General features: G+C 51.5%; 23 protein-coding genes and 1 other RNA gene. 17 read left to right on the forward strand and 7 right to left on the reverse strand.

Annotation, left to right across the window (positions count from 1 at the left end):
- Window positions 1-31 precede the first annotated feature (31 nt).
- Together recN and bamE are read left to right on the forward strand one after the other, a co-directional pair.
- Window positions 32-1,693 (forward strand): DNA repair protein RecN, encoded by a 1,662-nt coding sequence (gene recN, locus CUN67_RS15245; RefSeq protein ID WP_208716133.1) that lies wholly within the window; start codon window positions 32-34, stop codon window positions 1,691-1,693.
- A gap of 188 nt (window positions 1,694-1,881) precedes the next feature.
- Entirely contained in the window at window positions 1,882-2,229 is a 348-nt protein-coding gene (bamE, locus tag CUN67_RS15250) for an outer membrane protein assembly factor BamE (RefSeq protein WP_208716135.1), read from the forward strand.
- A gap of 53 nt (window positions 2,230-2,282) precedes the next feature.
- Here bamE and CUN67_RS15255 read toward each other — a convergent pair whose 3' ends face one another.
- Together CUN67_RS15255 and CUN67_RS15260 are read right to left on the reverse strand one after the other, a co-directional pair.
- Window positions 2,283-2,573: an RnfH family protein gene (locus CUN67_RS15255; protein WP_208716137.1), complete on the reverse strand. Its 291-nt coding sequence runs from the start codon at window positions 2,571-2,573 to the stop codon at window positions 2,283-2,285.
- Window positions 2,566-3,000 carry a type II toxin-antitoxin system RatA family toxin gene (locus CUN67_RS15260; RefSeq protein WP_208716139.1) on the reverse strand — a complete coding sequence of 145 codons (435 nt, stop codon included), beginning with the start codon at window positions 2,998-3,000 and terminating at the stop codon, window positions 2,566-2,568. Before CUN67_RS15260 ends, CUN67_RS15255 begins: the two co-directional genes overlap by 8 nt.
- A 159-nt stretch (window positions 3,001-3,159) precedes the next feature.
- Between CUN67_RS15260 and smpB the strand changes: the two genes are divergently transcribed.
- The 5 genes from smpB to CUN67_RS15285 all read left to right on the forward strand — a co-directional run bounded on the left by smpB (window position 3,160) and on the right by CUN67_RS15285 (window position 8,311).
- Complete coding sequence (gene smpB / locus CUN67_RS15265) at window positions 3,160-3,642, forward strand: SsrA-binding protein SmpB (protein ID WP_208716146.1); 483 nt, start codon at window positions 3,160-3,162, stop codon at window positions 3,640-3,642.
- 43 nt (window positions 3,643-3,685) lie between these two features.
- Window positions 3,686-4,085, forward strand: a transfer-messenger RNA (tmRNA) gene (gene ssrA, locus CUN67_RS15270).
- Between the two features lie 192 nt (window positions 4,086-4,277).
- Window positions 4,278-5,468, forward strand: coding sequence for an integrase domain-containing protein (locus tag CUN67_RS15275; RefSeq protein WP_208716148.1), 1,191 nt, complete (start codon window positions 4,278-4,280; stop codon window positions 5,466-5,468).
- Between the two features lie 24 nt (window positions 5,469-5,492).
- Window positions 5,493-6,527, forward strand: coding sequence for an SIR2 family protein (locus CUN67_RS15280; RefSeq protein ID WP_208716150.1), 1,035 nt, complete (start codon window positions 5,493-5,495; stop codon window positions 6,525-6,527).
- Window positions 6,527-8,311: an ATP-binding protein gene (locus CUN67_RS15285; protein ID WP_208716152.1), complete on the forward strand. Its 1,785-nt coding sequence runs from the start codon at window positions 6,527-6,529 to the stop codon at window positions 8,309-8,311. Before CUN67_RS15280 ends, CUN67_RS15285 begins: the two co-directional genes overlap by 1 nt.
- 266 nt (window positions 8,312-8,577) lie before the next feature.
- Here the strand turns inward: CUN67_RS15285 and CUN67_RS15290 are convergent, their stop codons facing one another.
- Window positions 8,578-8,829, reverse strand: coding sequence for an ogr/Delta-like zinc finger family protein (locus tag CUN67_RS15290; protein WP_208716154.1), 252 nt, complete (start codon window positions 8,827-8,829; stop codon window positions 8,578-8,580).
- Window positions 8,826-9,542, reverse strand: coding sequence for a hypothetical protein (locus tag CUN67_RS15295; RefSeq protein ID WP_208716156.1), 717 nt, complete (start codon window positions 9,540-9,542; stop codon window positions 8,826-8,828). The genes CUN67_RS15290 and CUN67_RS15295 overlap by 4 nt, the downstream gene beginning before the upstream one ends.
- A 509-nt stretch (window positions 9,543-10,051) precedes the next feature.
- Here CUN67_RS15295 and CUN67_RS15300 point away from each other — a divergent pair.
- The 10 genes from CUN67_RS15300 (at window position 10,052) to CUN67_RS15345 (ending at window position 16,943) form a co-directional block, all read left to right on the forward strand.
- Complete coding sequence (locus CUN67_RS15300) at window positions 10,052-10,309, forward strand: helix-turn-helix transcriptional regulator (RefSeq protein WP_208716163.1); 258 nt, start codon at window positions 10,052-10,054, stop codon at window positions 10,307-10,309.
- Window positions 10,306-10,554: a hypothetical protein gene (locus CUN67_RS15305; protein ID WP_208716165.1), complete on the forward strand. Its 249-nt coding sequence runs from the start codon at window positions 10,306-10,308 to the stop codon at window positions 10,552-10,554. The genes CUN67_RS15300 and CUN67_RS15305 overlap by 4 nt, the downstream gene beginning before the upstream one ends.
- Window positions 10,555-10,567: 13 nt before the next feature.
- The gene (locus CUN67_RS15310) at window positions 10,568-11,095 is read left to right on the forward strand and encodes a host cell division inhibitor Icd-like protein (protein ID WP_208716166.1); all 528 of its coding nucleotides are present in this window, start codon (window positions 10,568-10,570) and stop codon (window positions 11,093-11,095) included.
- The gene (locus CUN67_RS15315; RefSeq protein ID WP_019106103.1) at window positions 11,092-11,358 is read left to right on the forward strand and encodes a hypothetical protein; all 267 of its coding nucleotides are present in this window, start codon (window positions 11,092-11,094) and stop codon (window positions 11,356-11,358) included. The genes CUN67_RS15310 and CUN67_RS15315 overlap by 4 nt, the downstream gene beginning before the upstream one ends.
- Window positions 11,345-11,686, forward strand: coding sequence for a DUF5375 family protein (locus CUN67_RS15320; protein ID WP_208716168.1), 342 nt, complete (start codon window positions 11,345-11,347; stop codon window positions 11,684-11,686). Before CUN67_RS15315 ends, CUN67_RS15320 begins: the two co-directional genes overlap by 14 nt.
- A gap of 13 nt (window positions 11,687-11,699) precedes the next feature.
- A complete protein-coding gene (locus tag CUN67_RS15325) occupies window positions 11,700-14,015 on the forward strand; it encodes a primase-helicase zinc-binding domain-containing protein (RefSeq protein ID WP_208716169.1) in 2,316 nt (771 codons plus the stop codon).
- 254 nt (window positions 14,016-14,269) lie between these two features.
- On the forward strand, window positions 14,270-15,091 hold the full coding sequence (locus tag CUN67_RS15330) for an RNase A-like domain-containing protein (protein WP_208716171.1): 822 nt from the start codon (window positions 14,270-14,272) through the stop codon (window positions 15,089-15,091).
- A gap of 7 nt (window positions 15,092-15,098) precedes the next feature.
- Complete coding sequence (locus CUN67_RS15335) at window positions 15,099-15,395, forward strand: contact-dependent growth inhibition system immunity protein (protein ID WP_029991162.1); 297 nt, start codon at window positions 15,099-15,101, stop codon at window positions 15,393-15,395.
- 414 nt (window positions 15,396-15,809) lie between these two features.
- Window positions 15,810-16,166 (forward strand): hypothetical protein, encoded by a 357-nt coding sequence (locus tag CUN67_RS15340; RefSeq protein WP_208716173.1) that lies wholly within the window; start codon window positions 15,810-15,812, stop codon window positions 16,164-16,166.
- 117 nt (window positions 16,167-16,283) lie between these two features.
- Window positions 16,284-16,943 carry an epoxyqueuosine reductase QueH gene (locus CUN67_RS15345; protein ID WP_208716174.1) on the forward strand — a complete coding sequence of 220 codons (660 nt, stop codon included), beginning with the start codon at window positions 16,284-16,286 and terminating at the stop codon, window positions 16,941-16,943.
- On the opposite strand, the gene CUN67_RS15350 is transcribed toward CUN67_RS15345, so the two are convergent.
- The 3 genes from CUN67_RS15350 to mgtA all read right to left on the reverse strand — a co-directional run bounded on the left by CUN67_RS15350 (window position 16,940) and on the right by mgtA (window position 20,901).
- Complete coding sequence (locus CUN67_RS15350; protein WP_254711356.1) at window positions 16,940-17,512, reverse strand: TetR/AcrR family transcriptional regulator; 573 nt, start codon at window positions 17,510-17,512, stop codon at window positions 16,940-16,942. The genes CUN67_RS15345 and CUN67_RS15350 overlap by 4 nt on opposite strands.
- Before the next feature lies 1 nt (window position 17,513).
- On the reverse strand, window positions 17,514-17,771 hold the full coding sequence (locus CUN67_RS15355) for a DUF1471 domain-containing protein (protein WP_208716175.1): 258 nt from the start codon (window positions 17,769-17,771) through the stop codon (window positions 17,514-17,516).
- Window positions 17,772-18,177: 406 nt separating this feature from the next.
- Window positions 18,178-20,901, reverse strand: a complete 2,724-nt coding sequence (gene mgtA, locus CUN67_RS15360; protein ID WP_208716176.1) for a magnesium-translocating P-type ATPase — start codon at window positions 20,899-20,901, stop codon at window positions 18,178-18,180.
- Between the last annotated feature and the right edge of the window lie 555 nt (window positions 20,902-21,456).

Here is a 21,456-nt window from a genome sequence, read left to right on the forward strand (position 1 = left end):
ACCATATCTGTTTTTCTATACAGGTGAATGTATGCTGGCACAACTGACCATCAGTAATTTTGCTATCGTTCGTGAACTGGAAATCGATTTTCACCGTGGCATGACAGCAATCACGGGTGAAACCGGCGCAGGGAAATCCATCGCCATCGATGCGCTCGGCTTGTGCCTCGGTGGTCGTGCCGAAGCAGATATGGTGCGTCAGGGAGCGAACCGTGCGGATATTTGTGCACGTTTTCAGCTCAAAGCGTCACCTTCTGCCCAGCGCTGGCTGGCGGAAAATCAACTCGATGACGGCAATGAATGCTTGTTGCGCCGCGTGATCAGTGCCGATGGCCGATCACGCGGTTTTATCAACGGCACTTCGGTCCCACTTTCTCAACTGCGAGAACTGGGTCAGTTGCTGATTCAGATTCACGGCCAGCACGCCCATCAACTCCTGCTCAAACCCGAACATCAAAAGCATCTGCTGGATGCTTACGCCGCACATGATGCTCTGCTGGCCCAGATGCGCAGCCACTATCAATGCTGGCATCAAAGCTGTCGTGCACTGGCTCAACATCAGCAACTCTCCCAGGAACGAGAGGCACGCCGCGAGCTGTTGCAATACCAGTTGAAAGAGCTGAACGAGTTTGCACCGCAGCCCGGTGAGTTTGAGCAAATCGACGAAGAATATAAGCGTCTTGCCAACAGTGGTCAGTTGCTCTCGACCAGCCAGCAGGCATTGCAGATTCTTGCCGACAGCGAAGACACCAATATGCAAAGCCTGCTGCATAGCGCACGCCAGATGCTGAGCGAACTGGTTACGCTGGATGATAAAGTCGGCGGCATCTTTAATTTGCTGGAAGAAGCGGCAATCCAGTTAAGCGAAGCCAGTGATGAACTGCGTCACTATTGCGACCGTCTCGATCTGGATCCCAATCGTCTGCACGAACTGGAACAACGCCTGTCGCGTCAAATCGTACTGGCGCGTAAGCACCATATAGCCCCGGAAGCGCTGCCCGTGTTGTATCAGCAACTGCTGGATGAGGCCGAACAGCTCTCTCAGCAGGAAAGCGACCAGGAAACGTTACAGGATGCCGTCGCTACTCATCATCAGGAAGCACTGGCCAGTGCCGCGCTGCTGCATCAACAGCGTGAGCTTGCGGCACAGGATTTGACCCGTTTAATCACCCAAAGCATGCGCACGCTGGCAATGCCTCACGGCGAATTCGCCATTGTGCTGGAATTCAACCCGGAGCAACTGACTGCCGAAGGAGCCAGCCGCATCGATTTTCGTGTGACGACCAACCCAGGCCAGCCATTGCAGCCACTCGGGAAAGTCGCCTCAGGGGGAGAATTGTCACGTATCGCGCTGGCAATTCAGGTCATTACCGCACAGAAAATGGAAACCCCGGCAATGATCTTTGATGAAGTGGATGTCGGGATCAGTGGCCCGACAGCTGCTGTTGTCGGCCAGATGCTGCGTCAGTTGGGGGAATCAACCCAGGTGATGTGCGTGACGCACCTGCCACAGGTTGCCGGTTGTGGTCATCAACATTTCTTTGTCAGCAAAGAAACAGATGGCGCAATGACAGAGACACACATGCAACCGCTTGATAAACGTGCTCGCCTGCAGGAACTGGCGCGGCTGCTGGGCGGTAGCGAGGTGACGCGCAACACGCTGGCGAACGCAAAAGAACTTTTAGCAGCCTGATACCGCACTTTTTTCCGGCCCGATGGTCATATGCTTGCTCTGTAGAGGTTTCCAATAGCGAAAAGGTTTATTATCATCGGCACTTATGTCGCCAGAGTAATAAAGCCTGCCGCAGGCAGAGTTCAGAATTTGATGGCAAAAAAACAGCCTGATGAAAAGGCGTTTGGCCCCAGAAAAGGAATGTAGAGATGCGCTGTAAAATGCTGACTGCCGCGGCAGTGGTAATGTTGATGATGACCGCCGGATGTTCCACCCTTGAGCGCGTTGTATACCGTCCTGATATCAATCAGGGGAACTACCTGGTCGCCAACGATGTGGCTAAAATCCACACTGGCATGACGCAGCAGCAGGTCGCGTATACCCTTGGTACCCCAATGATGCGCGATCCCTTCGGCAGCAATGTCTGGTATTACGTATTCCGCGAAGAACCAGGCCATGAAAGCGTGAAACAGCAGACGCTGACGCTGACTTTCGACAGCAATGGCGTGTTGACTAACATCGACAACAAACCGCGTCTTACTGGCCGCGAAGGCTAAGTAAGATGCAATAAAAAAGGCGCCTGGGCGCCTTTTTTGTTTCTGTTGTTTCGCTATTTCTTCTCAGCGGCGCGTTCCGCTCGCTGGCGTCTCATCTCTTTAGGATCGGCAATCAGCGGACGATAGATTTCCACGCGATCACCATCCTGCAACGTATCATCCAGCTTTACCGGGCGACTGAACACACCGACTTTATTACTTTTGAGATCGATATCTTTGCGCAGAGATAATAGCCCCGAGGCCCTAATCGCCTCTTCCACTGTCGCACCTTCTTCCAGCGTTACGGTGCGCAGGTACTGTTTATCCGGCAGTGCGTAAACAACCTCAATCGTGATATCAGGCACGATAAACCTCTTTGGCCCGCCGGGTAAACGCCTGCACCATGTTGTTGGCCAACTCTTTAAACACCCGACCGAACGCCATTTCGACCAGCATATTGGTGAACTCAAAATCCAGACTCAGTTCGACCTTACAGGCATCATCACCCAGCGAGGTAAAGTGCCAGCCACCCGTCAGCTTGCGGAACGGACCATCGACCAGCTGCATATGGATGCTTTGATTACTGGTCAAGGTGTTGCGTGTAGTAAAAGTCTTACTGATGCCTGCCTTAGAGACATCGACAGCAGCTGTCATTTGATTACCGCTGTTTTCCAGCACCCGACTGCCGGTGCAACCCGGAAGAAATTCAGGATAAGCATCCACATCATTCACGAGCTGGTACATCTGCTCAGCGCTGTAGGGGACCAGCGCTGAACGACTTATCTGGGCCATAATGGTTCCTGTTCATCACAAAACCGTTGAATAATACCATTTTCAGCCATTAAACAAAAATTCACGGCTTTGCCAGCTGTGCTAAAATAGCCTGTTTTTTACCGCCCCGCAGGACAGGGGATGCGTCCACAGACTGAGTGATGTAGACTACGCCGCACTATGACAAAGAAAAAAGCTAACAAACCCGGTTCAGCCACTATTGCCCTCAACAAACGTGCTCGCCATGAATACTTCATTGAAGAAGAGTTCGAAGCGGGAATGTCGTTGCAAGGATGGGAAGTCAAATCTCTCCGCGCCGGTAAAGCCAACATCAGCGACAGCTATATTCTGCTGCGCGATGGCGAAGCCTATCTGTTTGGTTCGACTTTTCAACCGCTGGCGGTGGCCTCTACGCATGTGGTGTGCGACCCAACCCGCAACCGTAAACTTCTGCTGAAGCAGCGTGAACTTGATTCGCTCTATGGCCGCGTCAACCGCGAAGGTTACACGGTAGTCGCCTTGTCGATTTACTGGAAAAATGCCTGGGCCAAACTGAAGATTGGTGTGGCACGCGGTAAGAAAGAGCACGACAAGCGTGATGACATCAAAGAGCGCGAATGGAAGCTGGATAAAGCGCGAATTATGAAGAATTCCAACCGTTAAGGGCTGGATTTCGCAGTTGTTTCAGCTATAATAGAAAGTTCCTGGGGCTGATTCTGGATTCGACGGGATTGTGAACCCTTAGGTGCATGCCGAGGTGCGGTAGGCCTCGATAAAAAACCGCAAAAAAAATAGTTGCAAAAGCAAACTTAAATGCACGCGTAGCTAACGACGACTTGTTCGCCGTAGCTGCTTAATCAGCCTAAGAAACTGAGCGTCCCCTCTCTCCCTAGCCTCCGCTCTTAGGACGGGGATCAAGAGAGGTCAAACCCAAAAGAGATCGCGTGGATGCCCTGCCTGGGGTTGAAGCGTTAAATCCAATCAGGCTAGTTTGTTAGTGGCGTGTCCATCCGCAGCTGACAGGCGAATGTAAAGATTGGACTAAGCATGTAGTGCCAACGGCGTAGTAATTTCGGACGCGGGTTCAACTCCCGCCAGCTCCACCAAAATTCTTCAAAGATGGTTCCAGAGCCATCCGTAGAAGTCCTGAAAGCCCGCACGGCACAAGCCCTGCGGGCTTTTTTGTGTCTGTAACCTTCCGACACGATCCGCCTGAATCCAGAGATAATTGGTACACGAATTGGTACACGTTATAATGTGTACCAAAAACGTGTACCAATTATGGACGGAAACCAGTCATGGCGCGGATGACACGCCCTCTCACCAATAACGAAATCCTCAAAGCCAAGCCTCAAGAGAAAGACTTCACGCTACATGACGGAGATGGGCTTTTCATTCTCATCAAAACGTCCGGGAAGAAGCTATGGCGCTTTCGCTATCAACGGCCGGACAGTAGCAGTCGTACAAACCTGAGTCTTGGCTCCTACCCTGCTCTCACGCTTGCTGCTGCACGACAAATGCGTGACCAGTATTTGTCTCTTCTCGTACAAGGCATAGACCCACAACGGCAACAGGAAGAAGCCTCTGAGCAGCGCCAAATCGAGTTGGATAGCGTTTTCTCAGTGGTAGCCGGAAATTGGTTTCAGCTAAAGAGCAAAAGCGTTACAGAGGATTATGCGAAGGATATCTGGCGTTCATTGGAGAAGGATATTTTTCCCGCTATTGGGAATATTCCTGTACAGACGCTCAAAGCTAGAACGCTCGTTGAAGCGCTGGAACCCATCAAGGCTCGAGGTGCCCTTGAAACAGTTCGCCGATTGGTACAGCGCATTAACGAGATCATGATATTTGCTGTAAATACTGGTTTGATTGATGCAAATCCTGCTTCTAGCGTCGGTATGGCTTTTGAAAAACCCAAAAAGCAAAACATGCCAACGCTACGGCCAGAGGAAGTGCCGAAACTCATGCGTACTTTGTTTATGTCCAATTTGTCAGTTTCAACTCGCTGTCTGATTGAATGGCAGCTCCTGACTCTTGTACGTCCTTCTGAGGCTTCTGGTGCACAATGGATAGAGATCGATCTCAACGCAAAACTCTGGAAGATCCCAGCAGAACGTATGAAATCCAAACGTGAACATATTGTCCCTCTCTCTGCTCAAGCGCTCGATATTCTGGAGATAATGAAGCCTATAAGCGCTCACAGGAATCATGTTTTTCCGAGCAGAAATGATCCAAAACAACCAATGAATAGTCAGACTGCAAATGCTGCTTTAAAGAGGATCGGTTATGGTGGTAAGTTGGTTGCTCATGGTCTTCGTTCGATAGCAAGCACCGCATTAAACGAGGCCGGTTTTAATTCTGATGTTATCGAGTCAGCTCTTGCTCATACTGATAAAAATGAAGTTAGAAGAGCATATAATCGCTCTACTTATCTTGAGAAACGCAAGAAAATGATGAATTGGTGGGGCACTTTTACTTATAAAAAATAGATTGCGCTACAAAAGGAATCATCGATGGATATTGATGCTATAAAACTTTATTTACAGCAATTTTTCAGCAACAGTCCAACTGTTCTCATTGGTTCAGGGCTTTCTTTAGGTGAAGGAATATCTGGCATGGGAGCCTTAGCGAATCATCTTAACCTTACCATCCCAAAATTAATTGGCGGAGAGCTAGTTGAGGAATGGGAAATTATAAGTACAAAGTTAAGAGATGGCATGGGTCTTGAAGATGCAATGGCCTTTCTTAAAGATGAAAGTAAACTCATCCCACTCATAGTTAGTAATACCGCAGAGCTTATTTTAAAAGATGAAAGTAGTGTAATATGCTCTGTTATCAATGGTGAAAAAAAATTAGCACTCACATCATTACTGAGTCATTTGACCTTCAACCAAGATGAGCTGGTAATTATCACCCCAAATTATGACAGACTTATTGAATTGGCTTGTGAGTACGCCGAATTTGAAGTAGCAACAGGCTTTATTAACAGTTACTATTGTTCCAACTCTCCAGATCTTGATTTACATAAATTCAGAACTATTGAAACACGCAGATCCAAGAGTGGAAAGCCAGAAGCTATCATAAGAACTAAAAAACATGTGCGAATATTTAAACCTCACGGTAGTTTGGATTGGTTCAAAGCAGATAACAAAGTCATTCGAACTAGCTTTAACAATAACCATGAAAGACTAATTATCACACCTGGGACGAGTAAATTCCGAGCAGGATACCAGCAACCTTTTGATTGGCACAGAGAGAAAGCAAACCATCATATTAAAAGAGCCAATTCCCTACTAATAATTGGTTATGGATTCAATGACGAGCAACTAGAAGTCCATTTGAAATCAAAAATTCGAGATAAAATACCGGTACTATTAATTACTTATGGATTGACCCCAAACGCTCAGAAAACATGCGATGAAAATCCATGTATCACATATATAATTGCTGAAAAAGAAAATTCCATTGTTTGCATTAATGGTGAGAAATACAAGTTCGAGAAAAAAATATGGTCTTTAAATGAATTTGTTAACGAGGTGCTTATATAATGGTAGATTTAGTTATTGATACTGATGAAAGCTGTCTCATTGGTCGAATCGCAAATGTTGATACTGATCGTGCAATTATCATCTCAGAATCATCAGAAATTATACAGGAGCTTACCGTTTTTGATTTAGTTGCAATTGAAGGTAACACTCCTAGCGAATTTCTTGTTGGCATTATAGAAAAGGTTAAACGCTCGATCGGTGTCCCTCACTTTATAGAGGAAGCAGATGATAGTGAAGAGGACACCGAGGACAATGAAAATGATGATCTTCAATCTTATTCAATTGATCATGACATCCTTCAGGTAGCACTCATCGGTACATTTTGGGAGATACGCGGTGATAAAAGAAAAGTATTTAAAAGGGGTGCTCAATATTTCCCTAAAGTAGAAAAGAAATCATTCCTCATAAAAAAAGAGAGCCTTGAGAAATTGATGTCTGCTGTAGACAATGACACTCCAGAAGAGATAAAACTCATACTCGGGAATTATGGTAACACAAACTCAAGAGCAGTTGCTAATGGTGATAAGCTATTCCAACGACATGCAGCCCTGCTCGGAAGTACAGGCTCAGGTAAAAGCTGGACTGTTGCGTCATTATTAGAGCAAGCTGCAAAATTAAAATACAACAACATTGTTCTTTTTGACCTTCATGGTGAATATAAAACATTATCAGACCCATACAATCAGTCGTCTAATCCTAGTATTGCTGATTACTTCAAAATTGCCAGCCCAGCAAACTTAGATGATCACAATTGCATTTTTGTACCTCATTGGCTATTGAATAAAGAGGAGATGTTGTCTTTATTACTGGACCGAAGTGACAGTAATGCTCCAAACCAATCAGCAAGATTTATTCACCACGTCAGAGAGTTAAAAAATGAATACATTGAAAAACACGGAATAGAACAATTATCAGGCTGTTTAACTGTAGACGCTCCGATACCATACTCTATTGAGGATTTAGTCGAAAGATTAATCTCTGATGATGAGGGAACGAAAGCAGGCGCTGGCACTAAAGAAATAAAAGGCGACTGGAATGGAAAGCTAACTCGCTTTATAAGCAGACTAAAAACAAAAATAGATGACAAACGAAATTGTTTTCTTTTCTCCAGTAAACCAGAGCATGATCAATATGATTGGCTGGCTAATTATGCTTGCAATATCCTGAAATCTGACTCAACCACTCACGGCATCAAAATCATTGATTTTTCGGAGGTTCCTTCCGACATCATGCCTATAGTTATAGGTGTATTGACTAGATTTTTATATAACGTTCAATTCTGGAGAGAAGACAGCGAACGTACACCGATAGCATTTGTATGTGATGAAGCACATATCTACCTACCGACTACTGATACTAGTGATGCCGAAACAAAAATATCACTTTCAATCTTCGAGAAAATAGCAAAAGAAGGAAGGAAATATGGGGTATCTTTATTAGTTGTAAGTCAAAGGCCATCTGATGTTAGTCGTACCATATTAAGTCAATGCAATAATATTATATCTCTCAGACTAAGTAATTACAGAGATCAACAGGTAGTTAGTCGTCTCATGCCAGATTCATTGAGTTCATTAACATCAATACTACCAATTCTTGATACAGGCGAAGCAATAGTTTTAGGTGACTCAGTTCTATTACCTTCGAGAATAAAATTGAACGAACCTAAACTTAAGCCTGATAGCGCAACTAGAGCCTTTTGGAACGAATGGGGAACCATTGAAGCAAAAGAAGATTCTATTACTAATGCAGTTGAGTCTCTCAGAAGACAATCACGTAAGCGGTAAATCGTTGATTAAATATCGGCAGCGCGCAATGCTATCCCCGCCACGCCTGCCCGCTTTATGCATCGCTTTTCATGCAGACGCATGATGCGGACCGGGCCGCGCCCGGTATGACCTGAACGGGGGAAAGCAGTGCATGATTTTGCATGCAGATTCATGCACGCTATGCATGCACTGCTCTTTACAAAGCGGCTGGCCAGAAAAAGGGCTTCAGAAAGACAAATGACAGACATAAAAAAGCCGCTGGTCGGGCAGCGGCTGTGCTGGGGTTAATGAACCTGGCGGAATGCAGAACCGTAACGGCCCAGCGTCTGGCGTTCCTTTACCGGTTCCGGTGGCGCTGCCGGTTCTTTTTCCGGCTGTGGCGGTGCGGTGATGACCTTTGTGATGCTTTCATTTGTCTTGAAGGTGCAGGAACAGTCCAGGTTAGTGCACTGGTGATAACGCTCTTTCACCTGTTCGGACATGTAACGGCTCGATTTGGTGTGTGCCGCACTTTTACAGTAGGGACAGTGCATCATTTCTGGCTGCCCTCCTGCAATGCCGCACGTTGCTGCTGCAATGTTGTTACAAACTTCATCCGGTAAATGGCGTTGTTATACAGCTTCATATCAATCCCTGTCAGCGCCGGACGATGCAGGCCGATATTCTCCAGCAGAGGCGCCTCTTTCAGTACGCTGTCCGGCAGAGCCGCCGCTGCCCGGGTCAGCGCTTCACCGACCAGACCGGCCACGTCCTTAATCCGGTCCCGGTCATCACCGGCAAACGTCGGGGAAAGTTCTTCACGACGGAGACGCAGCTTAATGGCCCACAGCAGTGACGGACTCACGTTACGCAGGGCTGACTGCCAGTGAGCATCCGAAAATCCGGTAAACGCCTCGCGATGTGAGTTCACGTACTCTGAAGCGCTGCCGCAGCATTTCAGCATCGCCTCCTGCTTATCCAGCGCCAGCTCTTTGAGCAGCCCGCCGAACTCATCAGCAAGCTCGCGGCTGGCGATGCGCTGAGAATGTTCGGCGCGCAGCTCGTCAGTGAGATTGCCGCGCAGGTTACGGAAGCGCGTGCGCCAGTTGCTCTCGGCCTCTTTCCCGGCCTCAATGGCCGCCTGCTGCTCTTTCTCACAGCGGGCGATATCGGCGCAGATGCCGTTATACCGCTTCATTCTTTCCGTATGTTCAGCGCGGGCTTTCTCAAAGCGCACCAGTGAGGCAGGTTTCTGTTCCGGGGTGGTCATGGTGGTCTCTCATCGTCTGTAAAGGATGAGGCCATTCTGTCGTGTACCACAGGACAGCGCATTTCATTGCTTTCCGCCTGTCGATGAGCAGACAAAGGCAGAGCCGGTGCGGGATGACCTCTTAACAGATTATATTTCTTATATAACTGTTCACTGGTATTCACTGAGATAAAAAAGATAATAAATACAGCAAGTAAAGCAGTGAACACTTTAAACTGAAGTCTTCACTGAGTATTCACCAGTGTTCACTTCTCAGAAATCCAGCCTTTTTCTGGCGAGCCTTTATTCATTGTTTTTATCTATTAATAATCAAAGAATGATTACTTAAAATAATATAAAGAGAACAGGATGCAACTCAGTGCAACACACTGCATTAAATCTCATGAATGGGTATTTTTTGTACTAAGCAGGGCTATTGCCACGCTTAAAAATATCGACAAAATAGGGGGTTACCTGTAGACACCACCGTAACCGGACAGCTCCGGCCGGACTCATAATGAGGTAACACCATGCACGCAGTTTCATCCGTACCGGCCCCCGCCGCTCCCGTATTCCGCGATGCCGTTTTCCCGCGCGACCGCTTCATGCGCCTGCCGGAAGTCATCAGCACCTGCGGCCTGTCACGCTCGACCATTTACGACTTAATCAGCCGGGAGCAGTTCCCGTCGCAGATTTCCCTCGGCGGTAAAAACGTCGCCTGGCTGGCGTCAGAGATTGACAGCTGGATGCAGGCCCGCATCGCGCAGCGCGCCAGAGGTGCAGCATGATTACGCTGAATTTCGGCACAAAAACCTTTCCCCTCACCCGCGAAGAAGCCGCCTTTGTCGCGGAAAGCCTGACGGCAGCGGTCAGCGGCAAACCCGCCACGGCCCCGGCTTTTACCGGCGGGATGCACGGCCATATCTCCGTGCTGAGTCAGAAAGCGAAGCCTGAAAAGCAGAAAGTAAAGAAAGAGGACGGGGAATTCCGATCAAATCCGCCGCAATCCGATCACGTCCTGACCGATTGCTGAGGAAAACGCCCCGATGTGTGAAAAAAGGCTTTTCTCTGGCAAGCGGTCGTTATACAGTTTTTGTGCTGTCGCAAAATCGGCAGCCGGGCGTGGAAACCCGTGTAAAACTATGGCGACACCAGACGCGCCTTGCGTCTTTTTTTGTGTCTGTGCCTATGCGCACCTCTCATTTACGCTGCGGTTCCTAAACCTCAGTGATATCCGAGTAATGGTGGCTCAGGCGGGGCAGCCTTCGGGCTGGCCGGTTCCCATAGTTACCGGTATTTCCACCCCCGTCTGGGCTACCACCAGTGAGCGTGGAAACTCCGGTGGTAGCTGTAACCAGCTAACTATGGAGATTGTCCTCATGACAACGGCCCTTACTGCCGCTCACCCTGAATTCACCTTTATTTTTGCCGCCGTGCGCCGCACCGATGCCGCCGCACGTCCCTGTATGCTGCGTGCCGTGGCAGGCGATGAGCGCAGCGCCCGCGCCAGCCTCGCCCGCGATTACGTCCTGTCCTTTGCCGGTCGACTGCCGGTCAGGGCGGTGGCGGCATGAACACCCTTTCTCAACACCTGAATAACCATGACACCTACCCCATTCCCCACGCTGACTACCTGCGCCTGCTGCACGCGCACACGGTCGGCGTGACCGTGCTCGATATGTTCGACTCGGTGAACTGCCTGAGCGCGCGCGGCTGCGTGCCGGACGGCGCGGCGCTGGCCTCGGTCGTCGCCCTGCTCACCGACCAGCTCGGTAAAGTCGTTGAAACCTGTGAATCCCGCATGTTAGCCACGGAGGCCCGCCATGATGACCGTTAATCACTCCTGCCTGCCCGTTGAGGTACGCACCGCCGTTTACCGCCGCGCGCTGGCGCAGGGCTATCTGAATGCCTGCAAAAGCCTCGGCATCACCGTGTCCGCCACGCTCGATGAGTTGCAGATGACCATTGCCCTTGAGCTGGAGGGCTTCTATGTGCGCCGTCACGGCCCCGATGCGGGCATGGAGATGGCCTGCACCATGCTGGGCGATATGGTCGAGCCTGACCTGCTCACCGCGCCGCCGCGCCTGACGAAGCTCGGCGTCACCATGATGGATGAGCTGTTCCGCAGCCAGCTTGCGGCCGCCTGCCGCACCACGCTGCACTGAGGAGGACGCGCACATGAAACATATCGTCTCTGACACCGTAAAGGCGGCCACCGGACTGTGGCCGCAGTTGCTGCCCGCCCTCGGCATCAGCGTGCACGCCGGGGGGCGGCACGGAGCCTGCCCGGTCTGTGGCGGTAAAGACCGCTTCCGCTTTGACAATCAGGGCGGGCGCGGAACCTGGCTGTGTAACCAGTGCGGGGCCGGTGACGGCCTGAATCTGGTGGAAAAGGCGCTTGACGTCACTGCTAAAGAGGCCGCCGTGAAGGTGGCCGGGATGCTCGGCAGGCTGCCGGAATCGGCCCCGGTTATGACTGATGACGCCGCAGACAGAACCCGCGCGCAGGCAGACGCCGCCGCACGGGCGCAGGCGCTTATCGCTGCCGCCGTCAGCCGCACGGACAACGCCTACCTTTCATCGAAAGGGCTGCACGGCACGCAGTCGCTGACGCTTGCTGATGCGCTGCGCTGTGGCGGCATCCGCTTTGCCGCCGGGGATGTGCTCATCCCCCTGACCGGTGAAGACGGCACGCCCGTTAACGTGCAACTCATCAGCGCCGCAGGTGACAAGCGCACCCTGCCCGGCGGACAGGTGAAAGGCACGTACTGGCTGGCTGGTGAGCCGGACGGCAAAACGCTGTGGCTCACAGAGGGTTACGCCACCGGCCTGACCGTGCACCGGCTGACCGGGCAGGCGGTTTACGTGGCGCTGAGCGCCAACAACCTGCCCGCGCTGGCGAAGCGGCTGCGTGAGTCACATCCTGATGCGATGATGCTGATTGCCGCCGACCATGACGACAACGGCACCGGCCAGTTAAAGGCAGAGGAAGCGGCCAGAGCCTGTGGCGGCAAAACCGCCCTGCCGCCGGTGACGGGTGACTGGAACGACGTGTGGCAGGCGCAGGGCGACATCGCCACCCAGGCGCAGCTCACCGCCTTCTCGCAGCCGCAGCCGCTCAGCCCGTTTGAATCCGTCAGCGAGGCCGACCTGAAGGCCATGAGCGCCAGCCAGAAGGCGGAGCTGCTGGTCGCCCACTACGGGCAGGCGCTGGCCGTGCCGCCGGTCGGGGAGGAAATCTGCCGCTATGAGAGCGGCGCATGGCAGGTGATGGAGGCAAAGACGCTGCGCCGGGAAATCGCCGCGCTGTTTCAGAAGGTGCGCGCGCCGTTCTCGGCCGCCGGTATCGGCAGCGTGCTCGACACGCTCAAGCTGATGGTGCCGCAGATGGGGGAACCGTCCCGCCGCCTGATTGGCTTCCGTAACGGCGTGTTTGATACCGCCACCGGCACGTTCAGCCCGCACCGCCGTGAGCACTGGCTGCGCACGGTGAACAGCGTGGACTACACCGCGCCGCGTCCGGGTGAAAACCTCGCAGACCACGCCCCGGCATTCTGGCGCTGGTTGACGCGGGCCGCCGGACACAGTCACGACAAGCAGGAGCGTATCCTCGCGGCGTTATTTATGGTGCTGGCAAACCGCTATGACTGGCAGATGTTTCTTGAGGTCACCGGCCCCGGCGGCAGCGGAAAAAGCGTGATGGCCTCCATTGCCACGATGCTGGCCGGAAAAGACAACACCACATCCGCCACCATCGACACGCTGGAATCCTCACGCGAGCGCGCCAGCGTGGTGGGCTTCTCGCTGATTATCCTGCCTGACCAGGAGAAATGGAGCGGCGACGGCGCGGGCATCAAGGCGATTACCGGCGGCGATGCGGTGGCAATCGACCCGAAATACCGTGACGCCTACTCGGCACACATCCCGGCGGTGATTCTGGCGGTGAACAACAACCCGATGCGCTTCAGCGACCGCAGCGGCGGCGTGTCGCGCCGCCGGGTAATCCTGACGTTCCCGGAAGTGATACCGGCAAAGGAGCGTGACCCGCAGTTGCTGGACAAAATCAGCACCGAGCTGGCCGTTATCGTGCGCCACCTGATGCAGCGCTTCAGTCAGCCGGAGGAGGCCCGCGCGCTGTTACAGGCGCAGCAGACATCCGGTGAGGCGCTGGAGATTAAACGCCAGGCTGACCCGCTGGTCGATTTCTGTGCCTACCTGATGCCGATAAGTACCGCGACCGGCCTGTTTATGGGTAACGCCAATATCCGACCGCTGAATCCGAAACGCTACCTCTATCATGCCTACCTGTCGTTTATGGAGTCGCGCGGCCATCAGCACCCGCTGAGCCTGACGGCGTTCGGCCAGGCGGTGCCGCAGACGCTGAAGGAGTATGAGCGCATCCTGCTGAAACGCAGGACGAATAACGGCGTCCAGACCAACCTCACGCTGCATGAGGACAGTGAGGCCGACTGGCTGCCCGCGTGCAGTCAGTAACCCCCGCAGCAAACGAACCGGCTCAGGCCGGTTTTTTTACGTTTCAGCCCGGAGTGATCACTCCATATGAACACAAGTGTACACGCAGCCCTTAACCCCTCACTGCATAACCAACTGATTTAAAATGATTAAAATCAAAAGTGAACAGTGTGAACACTTTTTACTAAAATCATTTCTGGCTCTGAAATGATTGGTCATGTCAGAAAAAAGGTTAGAATCGACCTGTTTATCTTTTAAACACATGAGGTTGCATTATGGATGATGGCATAAAGATCGCGATGTCCCCTGTTCAGCTTGCTGCCGCGCTCTCTGATAAGACAGTGACAGAGGCGGAAACGATGAGTAACCGCCTTCTCGGAGGGCTGGGGCTTGTCATGGGTTCACTTGAGCTGGCAGGCGCCACCGCTCTGTGTATCGCACCTGAACCTACCGGATTAACAAAAGCAGGATGTGTAGTTGTCGGCGCACACAGTCTCGATAGCATTCACGCTGCTGCAAACCAGCTCATTGTGGGCAGAGACACCCGCACGGCAACTTACGAGGCAGCAACAGCAATTGCCAAATCCTTTGGAGCAGATGACGATACGGCGATGAAAATCGGCCTGACTGTCGATATCGCTGTTCCATTAGGATTTGCACTTGGCATCGGCGCAAGCCGGGTAGCAGCAGTAAGGGCTGGCCGCATCAAACTCAGTGAGCATGAGTCAATGACGGGTTTTAAACCCGGCGGGCACACGCTTTCCACACATGTTGGCAAAAGCGATGCAGAGCTATTGGCCCGCTTTGAAGCAAATAAACGTTTGCAGTATTCCACCACCTTTACCAACGTGCAGGTAGCAGAAGAAGCCATATCGAGAGCGCTCTTTGCTAACCGGGGCGTTATAAAATCCGTTCTTGGCGGAGGCAGGCAGGGAGCTAGGCTGACTATTCGCTATGCATTTGGCAAAGCGATTGGCTACGGTTTCCAGCGCGGGAGTAACCAGCGGATAGTCATGACAAATGTGAGAATTGTTATTGAGTTTCAGCATTATAACGGCAAACCCTATTACATTCTCACAGCGTTCCCAGCTCTATAGGTACAAAATGCAAAACTTCCACTTTCTTGACCAACTGATTTTCGGTTATTTCAACCAGGACGCCGACATCATCAATGATGGCGAGGATACGATTGAAGGCATAGTACGGCTGTTCAAAAAGTCAGCACCAGACTGGATGCTCAAAGATCTCGTCGAAGAAGTTGATGATTTTATCTCCGCCTATGGTGACGGTGTCGAAGAGGAGTTCAGGAAACGATATGGGTTTGATTTTTCGCCTGAACTTTGGGAAACCACTGCTCATGAATTCCTGATGACAGTACGTCAGATCTCGTCAGAGAAATAAGGTTTCCGGGAGTACATTTCCTGATGAGAAAAAATAATTGGTACACGTTTAGGTACACGAAAGAAACCTGAATTAGAGAAAAATCATTAAAAACAATAACTTGCTATAGTTATTCAGACTCCGCCAGCCCACCAAAATTCTCCATCGATGACACCAGAGTCATCCGATGAAGTCCTAAGAGCCCGCACGGCGCAAGCCTTGCGGCCTTTTTTGTGTTTGTAATTCCTGCTGGTATCAGTAGCTGGTACGGAATAGCAAATTTACTGGCAAAAACGCCTGGAATCGCCAGTAAAATATTCAAAACCCACCAAAACACGATGATTCATTTACAGTTTATTCCTAAAGCCAGATGTTACTGAGCGTGCCATTGTTAACTACAGTCAGAACATTAATGACTTTGATGAGGGAATATTCATGAAAAAGACAATTATAGCTTTATCAGCATTTCTGCTGGCTTCGTCGGCTTTTGCCGCAACCACACACGCTACTGACGAAACGGTTGCCAATGCGCAGGCAGGGGCGAATACCGCAAAAGAGAAACTGCATCAGACCCAGGATCAGGGTGCTGAGCTGAAGCTCAAGTCCCAACATGCCGCTGAAGGTAAAAGCGACAGTCTGAGCAGCAAGGCAAGTGAAGGCTCGCAAAAAGCCTGGCATAAAACCAAAGAAGGGACTGAGAAAGGATGGGATGCCACTAAAGAAGGTGCCCAGAAAGGCTGGAATAAAACCAAAGAAGGTGCCAGCGACGTGAAGAAAAAAGTCACTGAATAAGCTAATCCCGAGGCCGCTAACGCGGCCTTTTCTTTATCTCTTAAATTCCTCAGCTTTGCTTCCTGCTCGCATAGCACTTACACTGCTCTTTTCTTTCAATAACCATTAAACACGCTTATGTCTGACTCCTTCGTTCGCCAGCCGCTTCCCCTGCCAAACGGTCACAACAAAGTGCTGCTGCACTCCTGCTGCGCCCCCTGCTCCGGGGAAGTCATGGAAGCAATGCTGGCTTCCGGTATCGATTACACCATTTTCTTCTACAACCCAAACATTCACCCGCTGAAGGAATATGAACTGCGCAAGGAAGAAAATATCCGCTTTGCCGAGCAGTTTGGTGTGCCTTTTGTCGATGCGGATTATGACAAAGACAACTGGTTCGATCGCGCCCGTGGTATGGAGTGGGAACCGGAACGCGGCGTGCGCTGCACCATGTGTTTTGATATGCGCTTTGAACGCACGGCGTTATATGCCCACGAACACGGCTTCCCGGTCATCACCAGCTCACTGGGTATTTCGCGCTGGAAGAACATGCAGCAAATCAACGATTGCGGTGTCCGTGCCGCCGCACGTTATCCCGATATGCTGTATTGGGAATTTAACTGGCGCAAAGGTGGGGGCTCTGCACGCATGATTGAAATCAGTAAGCGCGAGCGTTTCTATCAGCAGGAATATTGTGGTTGCATCTATTCATTACGCGACAGTAACCGCCATCGCGTTGCCAGCGGTCGGGAACGTATCGAAATTGGCGTGCAGTATTACCAGCCAGACGAAAACTAATTCTGCAGGATGCTGGCGAAAAAACGCTGCACCAGCGTCGCATCCGGCTGACTTCCTTCCTGAATGATGGATCGCAGCAGCCAGGCATCGGTGAACGCTACCGCCGCTTCCGCCTGCTGCGACGTCAACGCCAGCTGTTGTTGCAGAATTTGCTGATGGCTGGCAATCCATGCCGCTGCGGCCTGCCGCAAACGAGGGCGTGATACCGCAGCCACAAACAATTCGTACTCACAAATCAATCTGGCGCGTGCATCCAGGGTCCAGAACAAAAAACGGGTCAGTTGCCGTGCAATGTCCGTTTCTTCTTCCTCAATAAACCACTCGCGCGTTTGCCGGGTAAAATTCACCACCGCACGTTCGATCACCGCAGCATGCAGCTCATCGAGATTTTTGAAATGATAAGTGACGGTCCCGGGCGAAATATCACAGTCAGTTGCCACTGCACGATGGGTACAGGCATGTAATCCGTCGCGACGAATAATCGCCGCCGCGCAGTGCAGAATGCTGTCACGCATCTGCTCGCCACCAGCACGCATCGCTCTTTTCCCGACACTCATCATCTGACTCATCTTATTTCAACAGCTGTGCAGTACCAGAAAAGGTGTTCTTGCCATTGGCAGAAGTGATATGAAACGCCGGGGCACCTGCGCGATCAGCTTTTTGAGCGAGCGCAGCGACCAGGTCGTCAAGATTGCTGGCACCGCCGGCGCTAATATGCCCAATCACCTGCTGCGCGCCTGGAGAAGCAATCTCCGTCGCAGCCAGCGCCGAAGCACTCAGGGAGACCAGCGCACCGGCCATCATCAGTTTTACAAGGATAGTTTTCATGTTTGCTCCAATAGAGGGGGGAAATGCTGGAGCGCATGGTAGAGCGATGGTCAGATAAACATAACCCTGCGCCCCTGACAGACTTATTCATTAAAATTGAATAAGAACAATCCATGAAAATACCGTACAACGTACAAAATAAAATATCATTACCTGGATAATGAAAAATTACCGATAGTATCTTTCAAAAACCTTCACTCATCGTACTCATGTACGATAAATCCATGTCAAGCCCTCTGTTTTCTGGTCAAAAAAAAGCAGCGTTCCCAATGAAACGCTGCTGTTATAACCGCCCAAATCGTTAAATGCGCTAACGCAACACCACCGTTAACAGCACGATCACTGCCATGAAGATCAGCAGATGGCACACCACTTTATCCAGTTTGCGCATATCGCCTCCCTGGGGTTAAAACCACTGACCAAAACGTTTGATGTAGAGCGTTTTCATCCCCTGCGCGACGACGCAATAACCCAGCAACGTTGCCACCAGCCAGGGGAAATAGGCCCACGGCAAGGGAACCAGTCCCACCATCGCGCCGAGCGGTGAGAACGGCAGTAAAATCCCGGCCACCATCACGCAGGCGGTAGCGAACAACACCGGTAATGCAGCCCGACTCTGAATAAACGGAATCTTTTGTGTCCGCAGCATATGCACCACCAGCGTCTGTGACAGCAACCCCTCCACAAACCAGCCGGACTGGAACAGCGACTGCACTGCCGGAGTATTGGCAGCGAACACATACCACATGATGGCAAACGTCGTGATGTCAAAAATCGACGATGTCGGCCCAATCCACAACATAAAACGTTTGATGTTGCGCGCATCCCATTTACGCGGTTTACGCAGGAATTCACGATCCATTTTGTCCCACGGCAGTGCCAGCTGGGAAACGTCATACATCAGGTTCTGAATCAGCAGATGTATCGCCAGCATTGGCAGAAACGGTATAAAGGCGCTCGCCACCAGCACGGAAAATACGTTACCGAAGTTAGAGCTGGCGGTCATATTCAGATACTTAATGATGTTCCCGAAGGTTTCCCGCCCCTTCATCACTCCCGCCTCCAGCACCATCAGATCTTTTTCCAGCAGGATGATGTCTGATGATTCTTTGGCGATGTCTGCGGCGCTATCGACAGAGATCCCCACATCCGCATCGCGCAGCGCCGGTGCATCGTTGATACCGTCACCCAGGAAGCCAACGGTATGATCCTGCTGTTGCAGCGCGCGCAGGATGCGTGATTTCTGTAGCGGCGTCAGTTTGGCAAACACGGCACTCTGCGCGGCCACTGTCGCCAGTTGTTCATCACTCATCGCCGCAATGTCATCACCGGTGACGATGGTGCCACAGTCGATACCGACCTGCTGGCAGATACGCGCCGTCACCACCGGGTTATCACCGGTCAGCACTTTCACGCTGACACCGTTTTCCTGTAGCGCGGTGATGGCTTTTGCGGCGCTCTCTTTCGGTGGATCGAGGAAAGTGAGCAACCCTTCAATCGTCAATCCCTGCTCATCTGCCACGCTCAGCGCATGCTGCAAACCGGGCTCCGGCAGGACACGGCTGGCCACCAGCAACACACGGAAGCCCTGCTCGTTATACTGATGCGCCAGTGCCAGCAGTTCCGCACGGCGGGCGGCATCCAGTGGCTGGGTAAGCTTACCTTCACGTTCCGCAGTGGCAATGCTCAGCATCTCTTCCACTGCACCTTTGCAGATCAGCAACTGCTGGCCGAGACGACGGTCTGCCACCACTACCGATACCCGGCGGCGCACAAAATCAAACGGCAGTTCATCCACTTTGCTGTAGTAATCCGCCACAGCACTGCTGACGCGGTTTTCACCGTAGCGCAGAATGGCACGATCCATCAGATTGGGCGTACTGCTTTGATAGTGGCTGTTCAGCCAACTCAGCATCAGCACGCGTGAGTTTTCCACCCCCGCGCAATCAAGATGGTGCTCCAGAATGATGTTGTCCTGGGTCAGCGTGCCGGTTTTGTCGGTGCACAAAATATCCATCGCACCCAGATTCTGAATCGCATTCAGACGCTTAACGATGACTTTGCGGCGTGACATGGCGATCGCACCTTTCGCCAGATTGGAGCTGACAATCATCGGCAGCATTTCCGGTGTCAGACCAACCGCCACCGCCAGGGCAAACAGCGCCGCATCCAGCCAGTCACCTTTGGTCAGGCCGTTAATCAGCAGCACCACCGGCACCATCACCAGCATAAAACGGATCAACAACCAGCTGACGCTATTAACGCCACGATCAAAAGCCGTTTGCGTGCGGTTGCCGACAATGGATTTCGCCAGGCTACCAAAATAGGTTTCCTCACCGGTCGCTACCACCACCGCTTTCGCCGTACCGCTGGAAACGTTGGTTCCCATCAGGCACACGCTACCCAGTTCCAGCAGGGACGCCCCCTGATCACTGGAAGCACTGCTTTTGCTGGCGAGGTTGCCAGTGACGTCATATTTTTCCACCGGCAGCGATTCACCCGTCAGGATCGCCTGGCTGATAAACAGATCGCGTGAATCCAGCAAGCGCACATCAGCAGGCACTAAATCACCGGCAGAGAGATAAATGATGTCGCCCGGCACCAGGGTAGCGATGTCCACTTCCTGTTTGCACGCGGGTTGCTGTGCCGATTCACGACGCAGTACCGTCGCAGTGGTACGCACCATCGATTTGAGAGCCTGAGCCGCTTTATTGGTGCGAAACTCCTGCCAGAAGCGCAGTAAACCGCTGAGCGTTACCATCGTCACAATGATGATGACACCGGTCAGATCGGTCTCCTCGCCATGACGTGCCGGCATCCAGTAATCGGTGAAGAAACTCACCCCAGCCAGCACCATCAGGACATAGATAAATGGATTGTTGAACGCCAGCAGCAGCTGAGTCAGCGCCGGAGGTGCTTTGTCATGGGCCACCTGGTTTTGACCAAATACCGCCAGCCGTGCTTCAGCCTCGCTGGAGCTTAGCCCCTGTGCATCGCTGTGCACCCGTGCCAGGGTTTCACTGGCGGTGAAAGCAGCTTCTTCTTCAATCAGATAGCGCGGAGTTTTCTGGCGTGGCTGACGTGCGATGTTCAGCGCTCTTTTTTCTTTATTGAGTTTCATGTCAGTCATCGTGACACTCCTCTTTTTTACGGCAAAAAATATCCCTGCATGTCAGGCATGCATTATTGGGAAATAAATCAACGACAAGGCGTTATTAAAATAAATACGACACACAGGAAATATCCATGCCTGCACACGAGGAGACGAAATAAATCATCCCGCTGACTGAGGCAGTAATTAATGAATATTCAACGATGTCGATGCCCGCGTTCTGTCGCCAGATTCGCAGGAAAAGCCAGCACACTGAAGGTCAGTGTGCGCACCGAGGTGGAGGGAAAAGTGCGTGTAAAATCATGTGCATGATGTTATCCCCCGAGCATTCGCTCGTACTACATTCAAAGCCTGGGAACAATCATCAGAAAAGAGAGAGGATTGCTACCCGCCGGTTCCGGCAAGCAGCAACAAAAGAATTCGTGCGTCAGCTTGCCTTGTATTGTGTTAAATAAGGGTGACTGTCCAACTGAATTCTCCTGTTTGAAGTTGCGGCCATTATATTCCTGAAGCCTGTATTGTAAAGTTAATTATTCAGCCATCAATTTCCGTTTAAAATCCGTTGTAAGATGC

Source organism: Pantoea cypripedii, assembly GCF_011395035.1.
Lineage (GTDB): Bacteria > Pseudomonadota > Gammaproteobacteria > Enterobacterales > Enterobacteriaceae > Pantoea > Pantoea cypripedii_A.

Bases quoted from the DNA above. Each gene is read 5' to 3' on its own strand.
- recN (WP_208716133.1), top strand. From the start codon at position 32: ATGCTGGCACAACTGACCATCAGTAATTTTGCTATCGTTCGTGAACTG.
- bamE (WP_208716135.1), top strand. From the start codon at position 1,882: ATGCGCTGTAAAATGCTGACTGCCGCGGCAGTGGTAATGTTGATGATG.
- CUN67_RS15260 (WP_208716139.1), bottom strand. From the start codon at position 3,000: ATGGCCCAGATAAGTCGTTCAGCGCTGGTCCCCTACAGCGCTGAGCAG.
- smpB (WP_208716146.1), top strand. From the start codon at position 3,160: ATGACAAAGAAAAAAGCTAACAAACCCGGTTCAGCCACTATTGCCCTC.
- CUN67_RS15275 (WP_208716148.1), top strand. From the start codon at position 4,278: ATGGCGCGGATGACACGCCCTCTCACCAATAACGAAATCCTCAAAGCC.
- CUN67_RS15280 (WP_208716150.1), top strand. From the start codon at position 5,493: ATGGATATTGATGCTATAAAACTTTATTTACAGCAATTTTTCAGCAAC.
- CUN67_RS15285 (WP_208716152.1), top strand. From the start codon at position 6,527: ATGGTAGATTTAGTTATTGATACTGATGAAAGCTGTCTCATTGGTCGA.
- CUN67_RS15290 (WP_208716154.1), bottom strand. From the start codon at position 8,829: ATGATGCACTGTCCCTACTGTAAAAGTGCGGCACACACCAAATCGAGC.
- CUN67_RS15295 (WP_208716156.1), bottom strand. From the start codon at position 9,542: ATGACCACCCCGGAACAGAAACCTGCCTCACTGGTGCGCTTTGAGAAA.
- CUN67_RS15300 (WP_208716163.1), top strand. From the start codon at position 10,052: ATGCACGCAGTTTCATCCGTACCGGCCCCCGCCGCTCCCGTATTCCGC.
- CUN67_RS15305 (WP_208716165.1), top strand. From the start codon at position 10,306: ATGATTACGCTGAATTTCGGCACAAAAACCTTTCCCCTCACCCGCGAA.
- CUN67_RS15310 (WP_208716166.1), top strand. From the start codon at position 10,568: ATGTGTGAAAAAAGGCTTTTCTCTGGCAAGCGGTCGTTATACAGTTTT.
- CUN67_RS15315 (WP_019106103.1), top strand. From the start codon at position 11,092: ATGAACACCCTTTCTCAACACCTGAATAACCATGACACCTACCCCATT.
- CUN67_RS15320 (WP_208716168.1), top strand. From the start codon at position 11,345: ATGATGACCGTTAATCACTCCTGCCTGCCCGTTGAGGTACGCACCGCC.
- CUN67_RS15325 (WP_208716169.1), top strand. From the start codon at position 11,700: ATGAAACATATCGTCTCTGACACCGTAAAGGCGGCCACCGGACTGTGG.
- CUN67_RS15330 (WP_208716171.1), top strand. From the start codon at position 14,270: ATGGATGATGGCATAAAGATCGCGATGTCCCCTGTTCAGCTTGCTGCC.
- CUN67_RS15335 (WP_029991162.1), top strand. From the start codon at position 15,099: ATGCAAAACTTCCACTTTCTTGACCAACTGATTTTCGGTTATTTCAAC.
- CUN67_RS15340 (WP_208716173.1), top strand. From the start codon at position 15,810: ATGAAAAAGACAATTATAGCTTTATCAGCATTTCTGCTGGCTTCGTCG.
- CUN67_RS15345 (WP_208716174.1), top strand. From the start codon at position 16,284: ATGTCTGACTCCTTCGTTCGCCAGCCGCTTCCCCTGCCAAACGGTCAC.
- CUN67_RS15350 (WP_254711356.1), bottom strand. From the start codon at position 17,512: ATGAGTCAGATGATGAGTGTCGGGAAAAGAGCGATGCGTGCTGGTGGC.
- CUN67_RS15355 (WP_208716175.1), bottom strand. From the start codon at position 17,771: ATGAAAACTATCCTTGTAAAACTGATGATGGCCGGTGCGCTGGTCTCC.
- mgtA (WP_208716176.1), bottom strand. From the start codon at position 20,901: ATGACTGACATGAAACTCAATAAAGAAAAAAGAGCGCTGAACATCGCA.